We start from the raw sequence: 16,691 nt of genomic DNA on the forward strand, positions 1-16,691 counted from the left end.
CATTAAGATAAATATAGATTTTAAATTGTAGAATATATACTTTATTATTCTTAATATTTAGCAAGTATTTTTATTATCTTCATATCGTCAATTATGTATCTTTTAAACATCCTTTTAGGTTCCTTCATTAATCTATAAAACCACTCTAAACCACTTTTTTGCATCCATCTCGGACTTCTTTTCATATTGCCAGCTTCAAAATCTATAGCTGCTCCAATTGCTAAAGACACAGGTACTTTTAACTGATTTTCGTATGTATATATAAATTTTTCTTGTTTTGGAGCACCTAACCCAACTGCTAATATATCAGGCTTTGCTTCATTAACAATGCTTATAATCCTTTTAATTTCATCCACACTTTTTTCAAAACCATATTTTGGTGAATAGGTTCCTACTATTTTAAGCCCCTTATATCTTTCCATTAACTTACTTGCTGCATTTTTAGCAACTCCTTCTGCAGCACCAAGCAAAAATACTTTATATCCTTTTTCAGCTGCTAACTTACATATGTTAGGAAATAAATCTGAACCAGAAACCTTTTCTTTTATAGGTTTCTTTTTTAATTTTGAAATCCAAATAAGAGGCATACCATCCGTTAAAATTAAATCTGCATTCTCATAGACTAATTTAAATTCATTATCTTCCTCTAACTTTACTATATGATCAACATTAGGAGTTACTACATAATGATATTTACCATCATGTATGAAATCATCAATAATTCTTAGTGATTCTTCCATCGTCACATTATCTATTTTAGTATTTAGAAAATTCATCTTCATAAAAATAACCACCTAACTTTTATTTTGCTTCTATTTTAAACCAATCCAAATATCCTAAAATGGATTTATAATTAAACGCCTTTAACAGTATTAGTAATTACATAGATTTTTATACATTTATTTTTTCCCAACTTCCCCATATCTTTTTAGCATCAAAATATTATTCATATGTTCTGAAATTTTACACAAAAAAACTACGTCAAATTTTAATTTAACGTAGTTCTTAGATTTATATTTGTTTTAACTTTACTTTAAAGTTGGTTTTTAAACTATTTACTCTTATAATAGTTGCAAATCTTAAACACAGCCTTAATTACATCTTCAATATCCTTATCTGTCATAGCTGGAAATAATGGCAAAGTAATAATTGAATCATATAGTTTTTCAGCTTCCTTACATTGACCTTTTTTATATCCCAACTTTTCATAATAAGGATGTAAATATACTGGCATATAATGAACGTTTACTCCTATATTTTCTCTTATCATAGCATCAAAAAATTCTTTTCTTGTACAAGATATCTTTTGATTATTTAACTTTATCACATAAATATGCCATCCTGAATTTGAAAAATCAGCCTCTTTTGGAGTAACTATTTCTTCTAAATCAGAAAAAGCTTCATTATATATATTAGCTATATATCTTCTTCTAGCTATAAATGAATCTAACTTCTTAATTTGACTAATCCCCAATGCACATTGTAAATCGGTAATTCTATAATTATAGCCTAAATCTATCTGCTCATAATACCACTTACCTTGATTTTCTTTCATTAATTCATAATCTCTTGTTATTCCATGGCTTCTAAATAACAACATCCTATCATAATATTCTTTATTATTAGTAGTTATTATTCCTCCTTCACCTGTAGTAATAGGTTTTACTGGATGAAAACTAAACATAGTCATATCTGCTTGTGTACCAACCTTTATACCTTTATACTCTGCACCTAATGAATGTGCACCATCTTCTATAAATATCAAATTGTATTCCTTAGCTATTTCTTTTATTTCATCTATATTTACTGGTTGCCCAGTATAATCAACAGCAATTATAGCCTTTGTCCTTTCAGTTATCTTCCTTTTTATATCTTCAATATCTATATTATAGGTTACCTTATTAATTTCAGCGAAAACTGGAGTACCTCCACAATACAAAACACAATTTGCTGACGCTGCAAAAGTAAGTGATGAAACTATAACCTCATCACCTTCTTTTATGCCAGCTGCATAACAAGCCATATGTAAAGCAGCAGTACCATTACAAACAGCGACGGCATACTTTGCATTAACATATTTAGCTACAGCATCCTCAAATTCTTTCACCTTTGGTCCTGTTGTTAAATAATCTCCTTTTAAAACCTCTACAACACTATTTATATCCTCTTCATTAATCGCTTGTCTTCCATAGGTTAAATACTTATCCCTAACAGGTCTTCCTCCTAAAATAGCTAATGTCTCCACGCATAACACTTCCTAACCCTTTAATTTCAATAAAATATTTGCATAATATCTAAAAGTATAAGTAATTCTATATTTTTTTATACAATTTAAATTTTATAATTATAAAATGATATTATTATCAGCATAACATGTTAAACAATATTTTAGCTAGTAAAAAATTTTATATTAAAAAATATTTCTAAGCCTTTTAAGTATATCGTCTCTCATCTTAATACACTTTCTATAATCAACATCTTTAATTCTAGAATACTCAGCTATAGCTCCACTATTTTTACTATATATAAATAATATAAATTCTTTTTCTTCTTCAGTAAAATTACTCAAAGCCTTTCTTAGATTTTCTATTTTCTCTTTATAGACATACTCTTCTTCAATATTAGTATCAGCTTCTAAATTATCCATAAGCTCAAAGCCCTCATCATTAGTTACATTCAAGCTAGTAACGCCTTTTAACTTCATTGTATTTCTAACTAAAACATTTAAGTTATTTAAAATACTAGCCTTTACATACATAGTAAAATTTCCAACCTTGCCCACTTCATACATTTTTATAGATTTTAAAATTGCTTGATAAGATATTTGCCTCAAATCCTCATCTGTATAACCAACAATAAAATAATGTAAAGAAAACTTATATACTAACGGCTTATACATCTCTATTATCTCTAAAATAGCTTTTTTATCTCCATCTTTTGCTTCAATTAATCGATTTTTTAATATCTCCTCATTACTCTTTACTTTGTTTACTCCTTTATTCAATACCATAGTTATCCCCCCTATTTTCTTATCCTTTCACTATATATTTATAACCCTTTAATCGTATAGACTTATTTGAAAACATTAATAAAGAAAGGTAATTCCATTCGTCATAAATGCATTGTTGCGAACACTATTACCAAAAAATAGCAACATAGGCTTGGCCCTTGTTGTTATTCTAATATACAAATTTCTAAAGCATTAAGTCTTATATCTGCAGCTTGTTTAGATACTCTAAAAGTATTAGCTAACTCACCTATAATCATTTTTCTTACTATGTTTGGATGGTAATTTCTACACTCATAATCATCTATTATATCTCCAACTTCATATTCCTGTTTCAGTTCTTCCGCCCTTTTCTTAAACATTTTTATTGGCATAAGTACCGCTGCAGCAAGATTGTCAGCTTGCCACTCCATCCATTCCTCTGGTGTCTTAGGTATATATACCTTTTCTTCTTGGTATCTACATACCTTTGCCAAAGTTTTATCTTTATAAGAAAGTGCCATAAATCTTAATTGATGTTTATCCCAATGAATCATTTCATGCATTATCGTAAATCTTTCCCTCCCCATATTGTCTGCTTCTAAAATATCACGTTCCACAAGTAAAGTACCTTTTTTATAATTTCTTTTAATAGGTTTATCAATTACTTTATCATAAAGTTCAACAACTCCATCAGAAAATATCATCATCCCCAATGTTTCTAAGCTCTTATCTATATTCACATAATCAATCTCAATATTCATTTGTAATTCTGCTATATCTTCCACTGGAACAGGAATAGGTTTTTCTAAAGCTTCTGGATAGTATTTCATCAAAAATTTAGTTGCTTCACTATCCATATCTTTTTTTCTTATAATTGGTACAAGGTCTTTACTTAATTTCATTATTAAGCCCCCTTATTTGTTATAAGCTTTTATTTCCTCCAAAACGAAACTAATCAATTCAGCATTCTCTAATGTAGACCTACAACTAATTTCAAACCATTGCCTTATTTTTTCTGAGATACTTTTTCTATAAGTATACTCCTCTATTTCAATTCTACAATTTATAAGTACCTTAAAAATTATCTCTTTATCCTCTTGCTGTATACTATAAACTCTTAATACATCTATATCATCAAGATTTGCTTTTGTAACTTTTCGAACCAAATTAGCTCTTAAAGTTAAGTTATAGATAGAATAATTATTTGTAATTTCAGTTTGCAACGAATTAAATATTTCCTTATGGAAATGCTCTTCAATTAGATTTTTAAATATTTCATCCATAAGCTCCCCCATTTTTATTCATCAGCATCTAAAGCTTTTATAAAATCTAACCATGCCTTTTCTATAATGTCTTTCTTACCTTCAAGTTCTTCCTTCTTTCGTGCCTTTCTAAGTGCCGTTCTTGCAAGATTGCTTTCCTTTATATATTCAGGTAGGTCCATAGGAATTTCATTTCTATCTTCTGATGCCATGTCTATCATTAAGTCCATTTCGTCATGTGACATTCCTAGTAGCTTTGCTATCTCTTCAAGCTTATTAATATTTGGCGGATTTCTTCTACCTTTCTCTATATCACTCCAATAAGCTGGAGAAAGTTCTAGAAGTTCTGCCATCTTTCTTAAACTTATATCCTTTGCTTTTCTCTTTTCTACAATAAATTCACCAAATTTGTTTGGCCTCATTAGGTTACACCTCTCTCTTTTATCATAAATTTCTTAAGTACATCACCGTATCATTAGTGCGTGTATGCTTTTATGAAAACATATTACCATATAAATATATATTATGTCAATATTTTACTGTTATTTAAAAGTAAAAATCATTGCTTCCAATTTCTACACTTTTAAATTTTTTTAACAAAAACTACGTTAAACATATATTTAACGTAGACTATAATCTGAATCTATTTATACATTTTTTCATAATATTTCTGATAACCACCAGATGTTATGTTGTTCATCCATTCTTTATTATCTAAATACCACCTAATAGTTTTCACTATTCCTACTTCAAAAGTAGTTTCTGGATACCATCCAAGTTCTTCTTTTATCTTATCTGGAGCTATTCCATACCTTCTATCATGACCTTTTCTATCTTCTACATACTTAATTAAGTTTTCCGTTACTTCTTTATCAACATTTTCATTGATATATCCTATAACAGTTTTTACTATTTGTATATTAGTTCTTTCATTATGTCCACCAACGTTGTAAACCTCACCAAGCCTACCACTATTTATAACCATCTCTATAGCTTTAGCATGATCTTCAACATATAACCAATCTCTTATATTAAGTCCATCTCCATATACTGGCAAATCCTTATGACTTAAACAGTTATTTATTAAAAGTGGTATAAGTTTTTCCGGAAATTGATATGGACCATAATTATTGGAACATCTTGTTATGTTAATAGGCATTTTATAAGTATCAGAATAAGCTTTAACCATTAAATCTGATCCTGCTTTACTTGATGAGTATGGGCTATGTGGATCTAGTGGTGTAGTTTCCATAAAATATCCTGTTTCCCCTAGTGACCCATAAACCTCATCTGTTGATATGTGAAGGAACTTAACTTCTTCTTTCCATCCATCTCCTGTTTCCCATGCATTCTTTGCACAATTTAAAAGATTAACTGTTCCAAGTACATTTGTCTTAACAAATACTTCTGGTTCTCTTATACTTCTATCAACATGTGATTCTGCTGCAAAATGTACTACATAATCTATTGCATATTTTTCAAAAAGACTTGTTACTAATTCATTATTACAAATATCCCCTTGAATAAAAATATATCTTTCATCGCTTTCTATTGATTTTAAATTCTCTAAATTTCCTGCATAAGTTAACTTATCTAAATTTATTATCTTTATATCTTCATATTTATTAAGCATATACAAAATAAAATTTGAACCTATAAATCCAGCCCCACCTGTTACTAAATAAGTTTTCATTTATCTCCCCCTAGCTATTTTATAACATTATTTATAAAATTCTCCAACGCCAACTCCCATCGTCTCATTTCATCACCAATAGTACATCTTAGCATCATATTATCAAGAGACGAATACTCTGGTCTTCTAGCTGTTTTTTTAGAAGCTAACCTTGAAAATTCTTCAGATGTACATGGCAACACTTCACAATCTATATTTGAAAGTTTCATTATCTTATTAGCAAAATCATACCATGTACATTCTCCCTTGCCTGTACAATGATAAGTTCCATATTCTTCTGTTAATATTACCTTTAATATCTCATAGGATAAATCATTTGCTGATGTAGGATTCCCTAGCTGATCGTTAACTACCTTTAATTCATCTCTAGTTTTGCCTAACTTCATCATAGTATAAACAAAGTTATTTCCTATATATCCATAAAGCCAAGCAGTTCTAACTATAAAATATTTATTAGAAAATTCTTTAACAAAATTCTCTCCTTGTAGTTTAGACTTACCATATACACTACAAGGTACTGTAGCATCGTACTCTTTTAATAATCTTTTATCCTCCCCACTAAATACATAATCAGTAGATATTTGTACAAGTTTTGCACCTATAGCTTCACAACCTATAGCCAAATTTCTAGGTCCTATAGCATTTACCTTAAAAGCTATATCTTCATTTTCTTCACAAACATCTACCTTTGTATAAGCTGCACAATTTATAACAACATCTGCTTTTATCTCATCTAGAGTTTCCTTAACCTGTTTAAAATTTGTTATATCTAATTCTTCTCTATCTAATGGAATAACTTCTGATTCTTTATATACTTCACTTATAGTTCCTATTTCAGCGAACCCAGCTTTAATAACTCTTCTTATTTCATTACCAAGTTGTCCTTTGGAACCTGTTATTACTATTTTCAAACTACACACCTACCTTAGTTCGAAAATTGACAATTAAGAATTAGTAATTTACAATTGTTAATTTTCATATTTGCTCCAAGTTTAATATATAAATGAAATATCTAACTCTTTAAGTGTCTTTTGTTTTTTATCCTTTTCTGATAGTAAAACTTCTTCCACTTTTCCCAAAGGCCACTTTATTCCTAAATCTGAATCATTCCATAAAATCCCCTGCTCATACTCTGGCGCATAAAAATTTGTACATTTATAATTAAACACAACTTCATCCGATAAAACTAAAAATCCATGAGCAAAACCTTCTGGTATATAAAACTGTTTCCCATTTTCTCCTGTAAGTATTATTCCTTCCCATTCACCAAATGTTGGTGAGTGTTTTCTTAAATCAACAGCTACATCAAAAACCTCTCCATTTATAACTCTAACAAGCTTTCCTTGGGTATGTTTTATCTGAAAATGAAGTCCTCTTAACACACCTTTCTTAGATTTTGATTCATTGTCCTGTACAAATTTCATAATAAGACCAGCTTCAAAAAACTGCTTTTTATTATAACATTCCATGAAATACCCTCTATTATCTACAAACACCTTAGTCTCTATTATATATAATCCTTTTATCCTGGTTTCTATAAACTTAAAATTACTCATATCTCCATTTTCACTACCCCTGTATTATTTCCATTAAATATCTTCCATATTTTGTTTTCTTTAATGGTTTTGCTAATTCTTTAACCTGCTCTTTAGATATTAATCCTTGCTTATAAGCTATTTCTTCTAAACAAGCAATATATGTTCCCTGTGTATTTTGTATAGCCTCAACAAAATTAGATGCTTGAAGCATTGAAGCATGTGTACCTGTATCAAGCCAAGCCATACCTCGCCCTAATAATGTAACCTTTAAAGCCCCCTCTTTCATATAAAGCTTATTTAAATCAGTTATTTCAAGTTCACCTCTTGCTGAAAACTCTAATCCTTTAGCCTTTTCTACAACTGTATTATCATAAAAATAAAGTCCTGGCACTGCATACTTTGACTTTGGCTTCTTAGGTTTTTCTTCTAAAGATAAAACCTTTCCCTCCTCATCAAACTCTACTACTCCAAAAGCCTTTGGCTTTTGTACATAATATCCAAATATCATTGCTCCACTATCTAAGGAAGCTGCTTTTTTTAAATATGAGGTGAAATTTTGACCATAAAAAATATTATCACCTAAAACCATCGCCACATTATCAGTTTCTATAAACTTTTCTCCTATTATAAAAGCTTCCGCTAATCCATTTGGTACTTCTTGAACTTCATATTCTATTCTTAAACCTAAATTTGAACCATCTCTAAACAATTCCTTAAAACTCGGTAAATCTCTTTTTGTAGATATTATAAGTATTTCATTTATCCCTGCTAACATTAAAACAGACATCGGATAATATATCATCGGCTTATCATATATTGGAACCATTTGCTTTGACATAGCTTTTGTTACTGGATATAACCTTGTTCCTGAACCACCTGCTAATATTATTCCTTTCATATTTTTATACCTCAATAATCTAATTCTGATTTCAAATAAAAAAAGTTTATACATATAATAATTTTTTATATGTATAAACCTAGTTTAAATATATGCTCTAAATTAAATTTTATGTTTTAAAACAAAAAATAAAAAAAGTACCCTATAAAATAGACGATTAGAAAAGTCTATTTTATAAGGTATATTTTAAATCTCTATTTAATTTATTTTTATATTTATTAATCTATTTTAAATTTTATTTATTAATTATTAAGAACATTCGATGATTTTTACTTTTATAATTTTTACTACATTATCAACTTATTAATTCTTAATAAAAACTCAACTTAAAATTATCGCTTATCATTATAGATGTACTCTTGTACTTCTTTCTTTAGCTTTTCCTTATCAACAACCATATGATACTCATTAGTTACAACATGCTGAGCTTCTTCAGACTTAGGAAAATAATTGCTCTCAAAAGTATGTATCTTATTTAAAACCACCCATTGTCCTATATCAGAAATTTCGCCAATACTTAAAGTTGTTGTAACATCTGGTAATATATCATTAGCATACTTTAGTCCATCAACATAGCCAGCTTTTGATATTTTATCTAAAACCGCTTGTAAAACAATTCTTTGCCTATTAGTTCTATCAAAGTCATTACCTGTTGTTCTATTTCTACTATATCCTAATGCTTGCATACCGTTTAATGTATTAACACCAGCTTTTTTAATAAATATAGGTTCTATTTTAAGTTCCCCTTTACACAAATTATCAATAATAGTATTAGTAGATTGTAACTCATCTTGTTTTATATCTATATCTACTCCTCCAAGCTTGTCTATAATCTTGATAAAACTCCCAAAATCCACCTTAACATAATCTGTTATATCGAGACCAAAATTGTAATTCATAGTTTTGACAAGAAGTTCTGATCCACCAAAAGCATAGGCATTATTCAAATTCTTTTCACCAATTCCTGGTAATGTAAGTAGCATATCCCTCATAAAAGAAGTAGTTTTTATTTTTTTATTTTTTCTATCTACAGAAATAACTATCATACTATCTGATCTCCCATGATCATCAACAGTTCCTTCATCTGATCCTATAAGCAAAATGTTCTTAACTTTATTTTCTTTAGCTAGTTTTTCTGCCTCATCACTAATTTGAAGATTCTTCTTATCATCATTAATGCTAACTCTATTCGCTCTACTATAGAGCTTATAGATTGAAGTAGCACCAGCTACTAAAATAATTAATAATACTACTATTATACTAATAATTATTTTAAATTTTTTTGACTTCCTCTTTTTTGTAGTTTTATTTTTTTCTTGCATTTGTGTATGAATACTCATAAATAAACCTTCCTTTTTAGTTATTATATATTTTTCTACATTTAAAGTTACTTCAATATATAGACTTATTTGAAAAAATTAGAATATCAAATATTTTATATTAAAATGCCTCCATTCTGCAAATCTAACATTTTCTGAAATATTTGCTTATGGAGGTAATTTATAAACTATAATAACTAACTATTACTTTTCATTTATTTTATATTATTGATCAATACTTTATTAATTTTAATAAAGCTTTCTTAAACTAAACTTATATTATAAAACTAAGTCATTTTACTGCTGTTAACTTATGCTTGTCTATTTTCTCTTAAATTTAATAAAGTTTCATTTATTAAAGTTGATGATGTACCCTTATAATAAGGAAAATATATTATTTTAACCCCTACTTCTTTAAATTGTTCTTCATATTTATTCCATTTATCCGAGTTATACCAATCATCTCCTACAAATACTATATCAAATTTCAACTTTTCCCAAGCCTCAAATTTATTCATGCTTTCTTGTGGAATAACAGCATCAACAAATTTAATATTTCTTACTATCTCTAATCTTTCTTCAAAAGGAATAACAGCTTTTTTATTTTTATATGCTACTAATTCATCTGTTGTTACACCAACAATTAATTTATCACACATACTTTTTGCATTCTTTAACATATTTAAATGTCCAATATGAAATAAATCAAAAACCCCAGTTGTATATCCAATTACCATTATAATTTCTCTCCTTTTAATTGCACTTAATTTTATTTAAAAATAAACTTTTAATATATCCATTCTTTAAGAAAATATTTTTTCCTAAAAAGTTCTATATTGATGAACATCCAAATTATTTGTCCAGCTCTAGAATTATTTTTACTTTCTTCAATTAACTCATTAATTTTTTCAAACTTTAACCAATATGCATCTGTTAATATTTCTTTTGCTTCTAACTCTAACAATTCCATCCACTCATTTAATGGTACTGGAAACCCTACTTTTTTTCTTTCAATAATTTCTTTTGGCAAATACTTATATCCAATTTTTTTAAGTAAATACTTTGGAATATCATTTACTTCACTATATATATTAGAAGAAACTTTTCTTGATTCTTTTTTTAATTTTTCATCCTTCCATTTAAGTTTAAGTTCGTAAGGAATATTTTTATATGAGTATTCAATAAGTTCATAATCTAAAAATGGTACACGCGCTTCAACACCAGCTAACATAGTTGTTATGTCTACTCTATGTAATAATCCCTTTACATGATATTTATGAAAAAATCTAAATACATTTTCCTCATTTAATTTATTTTTAAATTCTTCACCTAACTTTTCATCAAATTGGTTACGTAATTTTGTTGAAGTTCTAAGATACTTATCTCGTAAGTTTCTAGGAACATACTCATATTTATTAATAAAATAATCATAAAAACTTTTATCTTCATTGTCTAAATTTTGATAATCAAAAGGAGATCTGAATATTTTCCCATACCCTCCCATTAACTCATCTGCACCTTCTCCAGATAAAACAACAGTAATTTTTTCTTTTAATATTTTTGACATTACAGCAAGTGGTATCTCATTTGGAACACCTAGTGGTGCATCTTTATATGAAATTACTTCATTCATTGTATTAAAATAATTATCTGTATTTATCTGTATTTCATGATGTATAGTGTTATATTTTTCTGAAACTAATTTGGCATAGCCAAACTCATTCATTTCTGGGAATCCTATTGTATATGTATTTATTTGTGTTTTCAATGTTTCCGTTGTTATAGCCGTAATTAAACTGGAATCAACTCCTCCACTTAAATATGTTCCCAATGGCACATCTGAGATTAATCTTCGCTTAATTGCATCAATAATTTTGTTGTTAAACTCTTCTGTAATTTTATCTTCATCATAATTACAATCCATATTAAATTCATCAGGTAAATTCCAAAATCTCTTTTTACAAAAATTCAATTCACTATCAATAGAGACAAAAGTTCCTGATTCTAATTGATAAATTTCCTTAAAAAAGGTATACGGCTCTCTAACATACCTATATCCTAAATATTCATCAATTGCATCTTCATTAAATTTTGCTTCAACAAGACCACTATTTAATATTCCTTTAATTTCTGAAGAAAACACAATCCTATCATTATCCATGAAAAAAAATAATGGTTTTACTCCCATACGATCCCTAGCCAAGAATATTTTATCATTTTTCAAATCATAAAGAGCTATTGCAAACATTCCATTAGCATTTTTTAAGAATTCTTCAAATCCAAACTTTTCAACATATGCTAGTATTACTTCTGTATCTGAAGATGTTTTAAAATCATATCTTACTCTCTTTTTAAGCTCTAAATAATTATATATCTCACCATTAAAAACAATTATCCATCTACCTGAATTAGAAATCATAGGTTGATTAGCTCGTGAATTTGTATCAATAATTGATAATCTTCTATGTCCCAAAGCAATTCTTTTATCAAACAGCCTATAATTTCCATCATCTGGTCCTCTATGAGCAATACTATTATTCATTTTTTCTATTCTATAACCAATATCATTAATTATACTTTTGGAAAATATTCCATTTATTCCGCACATGTTCACCACTCCTCAAATCCTAAAAATTTCACTTTCTTAAATGCATTTTTTGTTTTATATATGTTGTAATATGCTTTTTAGAATCTAATTCGCAAATTACCTTTAAATTGCCTGTAAATTATCTTTAACAATTATTTCATTTATTACTTTTTACAAACTGAATCTTTTTATAGCTTGATAATCTCTAATCATGGACTTGCATCTTTTTATCTAAAATTAATTTTTCATTCGAATAATTATCCATTGCAGATAACCTTATTTATCCAATTAATAACCTCCAATGTTGCTACTCCCCGTTCCTTGTTACCTAAATACTCAAGAAATTTTTCACTTCTTTTTATCATCTCTTCTTCATTCATACTTTTTATTCCCTCTAATAATTCACTAGATGATTTTACAATATATAATGGAATGTCATTAATATCTAAATAAACACCTCGTTCTTCTTTATATTCATCATAGTCTTGCATAAACAAAAATATAGGCCTCTTTAATAATGAAAAATCGAAAAATGCAGATGAATAATCAGTAATTAGTACATCCGATATACTTAACAGTTCTTGCATATCAGGATATTCAGATACATTTAAAATTTTATTTCCGTACCTACATTCCAATTCTTGCAAATTTATTTTATTTGCTACATTAGGATGAAATCTTACTAATAAAATACAGTCATTAAGATAATATTTCTCAAATTCAATTAAAAGTGATTTTATATTAAGTTCTTCAAGTTGATTTAATCCATTTTTTTCAATATCATTCCTAAATGTAGGTGCAAAAAATATAATTTTTTCATTTTTTAATCCTAATATATTTTTAACTTTTTTATTAATAATATTATAGTCATCATAAAATATATCATTTCTAGGCATACCTGATTCTAATATTTTTCCATCATACCAAAAACAATTCTTTAATATTCTTGTTGAATATTCATTTCCTGATAATAACAAATTAATATTTTTAGAATCATATATTGAATTTTTGTGATAATTATCTGTTAATTTTTTTCCTGCATCCTTCTCTATTTTTTTCAATGGTGTACCATGCCATGTTTGAATATAATATTGTTTCGCTCTCTTCCTTACATAATATTCCTTCCTCGCATTATCAATCCAGATACCTGCTGTAACCATTTCGTAAATTGCTCTTAAAGATCCATATTTAACTATTCGTATTTCTTTTGGAATATCATTATCATTAATTAATTCTTTTCTCAATAACCAAACCATATCATATTTCAATTTTTGATTTATAATTTCTTGAGCTATGTATTTGGCATTATCAGAATATCCATTTCCATAATAACTACAAAATACAATTTTCTCAGATTTTATTCTGAAAATTCTTAATAAATAATATAAAAAGGTTATAAATTTATGATAAATATTTGATAACATTGTATATAATAAATTATTGTTATTAAATACTTTTTTCAGATAATTCTTCATATATATTAACTATCTCCCTATTGTTTTTAGCTTTTATTATATAGAATACTCTTAAAATTAATACTATTGTTTCAGTTATACATGTCAATATAGATATTATTATAAAAGTTAATTTATTAATAAACATTAAAAAAACTAATCCTATAATATGAAAAATTGAAGCATATACAACTGACATATTAGCTTCTTTTACTTTTCCCATTGCTCCAAGAACAGGAAAGCCTAAAATATATGATGGTAAAGCAATAACAACCATTGGTAACATTACTCTAAAAATAGGAACAGCTTGGACATATTCTTTCCCACATAATAAAAGCACTATTGGTTTGGCAAATATATACAATATTAAAACTCCTATACATATTAGAGGTGTTAATATTATTATTATTTTTTTTATAAACTTATAATTTTTTTGTTTTATCATATATGGATATAAACTATCTGCAATAGGACTAATTAAACTTTTAACACTTCCTATAAGCGAATTTGCTGATCCAAATTGTGCAAGTGCACTATTATTATAATTAAATCCTAATATAAAAGTATTACTAGCCCCATATATAGTAGATGCTATACGTGATAAAAAAAATATTGATGATTCTTTTAAAACTATTATACATTCATTAATAGTTGATAAATTCACTTTGATTTTTAACTTTTTAAATATAATTATCCACATTATTATTATCACTGCTATATTAGAAACAGCTGTTAATATAGGAATATAAATATATTGTTCTGAATTTTTTACAAAAATAAATATTGATACAGTATATAAAGCTCTAGAAATAATAGTTGTCATTGTTATTTTTTCCATCTCTTCAAGTCCTCTGAACAAAAAATCTGGAATAAATATACTTAACGCAATAGGTATATATGATAATAATAAAAATAACTCTTTATCCTTAAATATTTTTATATTCGATATTAGAAGCATAATTATTATTAATCCAAATAACCATAATATTAATTTAGACTGTATCACAGAAGTTAATATTTTACCCAATTTTTTCTTATTATTTCTATATAAAGAACATTCTTTTGTAGCTGATAATAAAAATCCAAAATCAACACTCATTTGAAAATAAACCATAGTTGCATTAACAAAAACCACTATTCCATATTTTTCAGGACCTAATACTCTTGTCAAATATGGAAAAGTTAGTAATGGAAATATATATCCTGATATTTGCATAATATATAACATTATTGTATTAGAAAATAATGTTTTGATTTCTTTATTTTTTTTCATTTAAGTCTCCTCAAATATGTATTTTTCATCCTTTTTGAATCTTATAATATTTCTGTTAATAATACATTATTATTATTTTTTTTGAAATTTAAAATAATATACATAAATATAAATGGAAAAAACAATACTATAGAACTTTGTGCTTCTATCATTATTATAAGAAACATTAATCCAATTAAAGAAATAAGCATAATACTTAAACTTTTATTTAAAAATTCTTTGAATAAATTTACAAAAAGTATTATTATTGGTATAAACCCAATTATTCCAAATTGCATCATAAAGCCAATAATAGTATTATGTACTGTATAATCAACCATAATACGACTACTGATAGCATCTATTGTCCATATCATTCCAGTACCCCAAAAAGGACTAGTTTTAAATGTCTCCCACCCATAATTCCAATCTAAAAGTCTTTTTTGATTACTTCCATCATTATAACTTTCCATAAAAAACCTTTGAATTAATTCTTCAGGAATTAATTCATATATAATAAAAATTATTATTCCTATTATAATTATTTTTATTATAAATTTCTTATTATCTTTACAAAGAAGCATAATTATTCCTAAAAATAACGCAACAACTCCAGCTCTTGAACCTGTTAATAATATTGCAAGAGATATTATAGCTGCAATTATATAATATAATAATTGTTTTGTTTTTTTCTTAGAAATAATACCCTTGTTAAAAGCTAATAAAGAAGGTAAAAACATGTATGCAGCTAAAAAATTACTATCATAAAAATTTATTTCTGAATAAAAAACAGAATATCTAGTAACACCTGGGTATGGAGCTTGCATTTGTTTTAACAAAATTATTGCAAATATCAAACCTGAAAAAATATATGATATATTAATAATTTTTATTTCTTTGGGTTTAAATTCAACTATTGACATAACAAATAATAATAAAAATAACATGTAATAACTCATTACAGTATCAAATTTTGAAGGTAATTGAAGAATATATGTAATAAAAGTGATATATAATAGTATGAATATTATACAATAATGTTCAATTCTTAATTTTATTTTTCCTTTTACCAACATAAATATCATCTGAAAACAACCTACTATTATAGTAGCTATAGGAAGAATATAATATTTACCTAAATTAAAAAACTGATCATTACATTTAAAAACAAATAATATAGTTAAGCATAAAAAACAAGTAGTAATACTTATCGGAATACTTTTCTTATTAATATGATTATCGTTTAATTGATTATTTAACATTTTCACTCCTAATTATTAAAAAATTTTATTATATTTTTTATTTGAAATTATTTATCAATTGAAATATCAAAATCTGGCATATTTATTTTTGGTATAAAAGCAGAAGTAAAACTAGATAATCTTATTCTATTTCTTATATCATAATTTTTTTATTAAACTTCAACTAAATTATTTTCTTTATAAAATTTATAAAAATAATATTAACAATTAAATAAAACTATTATTTTAAGTTTAAATATTGTTATTAAATATAACTTATGGCTACTAAATAATCTTTCAACTTAAATTATATTATTTAACATAATTTTTTTATTATATTGCCTTAAAATCTGATAAATATTATAGCTAATATACACTTATCTATACTTTAAATAGTTTCTGCTTTTTGATATATTAATTATATATTTAGAACTTTTATTTTGTTTATATCTTAAATT

Annotated in this window: 16 protein-coding genes; all 16 read right to left on the reverse strand. The window is 26.4% G+C overall.

The window, feature by feature from the left end; all coding sequences use genetic code 11:
* Positions 1 to 50 precede the first annotated feature (50 nt).
* Positions 51 to 776, reverse strand: a complete 726-nt coding sequence (locus BUB01_RS16465; RefSeq protein WP_084108923.1) for a WecB/TagA/CpsF family glycosyltransferase — start codon at positions 774 to 776, stop codon at positions 51 to 53.
* Positions 777 to 1,051: 275 nt separating this feature from the next.
* Positions 1,052 to 2,245: a UDP-4-amino-4,6-dideoxy-N-acetyl-beta-L-altrosamine transaminase gene (gene pseC / locus BUB01_RS16470; protein ID WP_072990494.1), complete on the reverse strand. Its 1,194-nt coding sequence runs from the start codon at positions 2,243 to 2,245 to the stop codon at positions 1,052 to 1,054.
* A gap of 165 nt (positions 2,246 to 2,410) precedes the next feature.
* Positions 2,411 to 3,010 carry a helix-turn-helix domain-containing protein gene (locus tag BUB01_RS16475; RefSeq protein ID WP_072990497.1) on the reverse strand — a complete coding sequence of 200 codons (600 nt, stop codon included), beginning with the start codon at positions 3,008 to 3,010 and terminating at the stop codon, positions 2,411 to 2,413.
* A 164-nt stretch (positions 3,011 to 3,174) separates the two neighbouring features.
* Positions 3,175 to 3,891, reverse strand: a complete 717-nt coding sequence (locus BUB01_RS16480) for an ImmA/IrrE family metallo-endopeptidase (RefSeq protein WP_072990500.1) — start codon at positions 3,889 to 3,891, stop codon at positions 3,175 to 3,177.
* Between the two features lie 12 nt (positions 3,892 to 3,903).
* Positions 3,904 to 4,272, reverse strand: coding sequence for a hypothetical protein (locus tag BUB01_RS16485; RefSeq protein WP_072990503.1), 369 nt, complete (start codon positions 4,270 to 4,272; stop codon positions 3,904 to 3,906).
* Between the two features lie 14 nt (positions 4,273 to 4,286).
* The gene (locus tag BUB01_RS16490; protein WP_072990506.1) at positions 4,287 to 4,673 is read right to left on the reverse strand and encodes a helix-turn-helix domain-containing protein; all 387 of its coding nucleotides are present in this window, start codon (positions 4,671 to 4,673) and stop codon (positions 4,287 to 4,289) included.
* 221 nt (positions 4,674 to 4,894) lie between these two features.
* Positions 4,895 to 5,944, reverse strand: coding sequence for a dTDP-glucose 4,6-dehydratase (rfbB, locus tag BUB01_RS16495; protein WP_072990509.1), 1,050 nt, complete (start codon positions 5,942 to 5,944; stop codon positions 4,895 to 4,897).
* Positions 5,945 to 5,958: 14 nt separating this feature from the next.
* Complete coding sequence (gene rfbD / locus BUB01_RS16500) at positions 5,959 to 6,855, reverse strand: dTDP-4-dehydrorhamnose reductase (protein ID WP_072990513.1); 897 nt, start codon at positions 6,853 to 6,855, stop codon at positions 5,959 to 5,961.
* Between the two features lie 81 nt (positions 6,856 to 6,936).
* The gene (gene rfbC, locus BUB01_RS16505; RefSeq protein ID WP_072990516.1) at positions 6,937 to 7,500 is read right to left on the reverse strand and encodes a dTDP-4-dehydrorhamnose 3,5-epimerase; all 564 of its coding nucleotides are present in this window, start codon (positions 7,498 to 7,500) and stop codon (positions 6,937 to 6,939) included.
* A 13-nt stretch (positions 7,501 to 7,513) separates the two neighbouring features.
* The gene (rfbA, locus tag BUB01_RS16510) at positions 7,514 to 8,380 is read right to left on the reverse strand and encodes a glucose-1-phosphate thymidylyltransferase RfbA (protein ID WP_072990519.1); all 867 of its coding nucleotides are present in this window, start codon (positions 8,378 to 8,380) and stop codon (positions 7,514 to 7,516) included.
* Between the two features lie 332 nt (positions 8,381 to 8,712).
* Entirely contained in the window at positions 8,713 to 9,720 is a 1,008-nt protein-coding gene (locus BUB01_RS16515; protein ID WP_072990522.1) for an LCP family protein, read from the reverse strand.
* 290 nt (positions 9,721 to 10,010) lie between these two features.
* A complete protein-coding gene (locus BUB01_RS16520) occupies positions 10,011 to 10,436 on the reverse strand; it encodes an FAD synthase family protein (protein WP_072990525.1) in 426 nt (141 codons plus the stop codon).
* Positions 10,437 to 10,486: 50 nt separating this feature from the next.
* Positions 10,487 to 12,307, reverse strand: a complete 1,821-nt coding sequence (gene asnB / locus BUB01_RS16525) for an asparagine synthase (glutamine-hydrolyzing) (protein ID WP_072990528.1) — start codon at positions 12,305 to 12,307, stop codon at positions 10,487 to 10,489.
* 236 nt (positions 12,308 to 12,543) lie between these two features.
* Entirely contained in the window at positions 12,544 to 13,761 is a 1,218-nt protein-coding gene (locus BUB01_RS16530) for a CDP-glycerol glycerophosphotransferase family protein (protein ID WP_072990531.1), read from the reverse strand.
* On the reverse strand, positions 13,733 to 15,013 hold the full coding sequence (locus BUB01_RS16535) for an oligosaccharide flippase family protein (protein ID WP_072990534.1): 1,281 nt from the start codon (positions 15,011 to 15,013) through the stop codon (positions 13,733 to 13,735). The genes BUB01_RS16530 and BUB01_RS16535 overlap by 29 nt, the downstream gene beginning before the upstream one ends.
* A 41-nt stretch (positions 15,014 to 15,054) precedes the next feature.
* On the reverse strand, positions 15,055 to 16,254 hold the full coding sequence (locus tag BUB01_RS16540; RefSeq protein ID WP_072990537.1) for an O-antigen ligase family protein: 1,200 nt from the start codon (positions 16,252 to 16,254) through the stop codon (positions 15,055 to 15,057).
* Positions 16,255 to 16,691: the final 437 nt, after the last annotated feature.

Origin of the sequence: Clostridium cavendishii DSM 21758, assembly GCF_900141845.1 — a bacterium.
In the GTDB taxonomy this organism is placed as follows: Bacteria; Bacillota; Clostridia; order Clostridiales; family Clostridiaceae; genus Clostridium_AG; species Clostridium_AG cavendishii.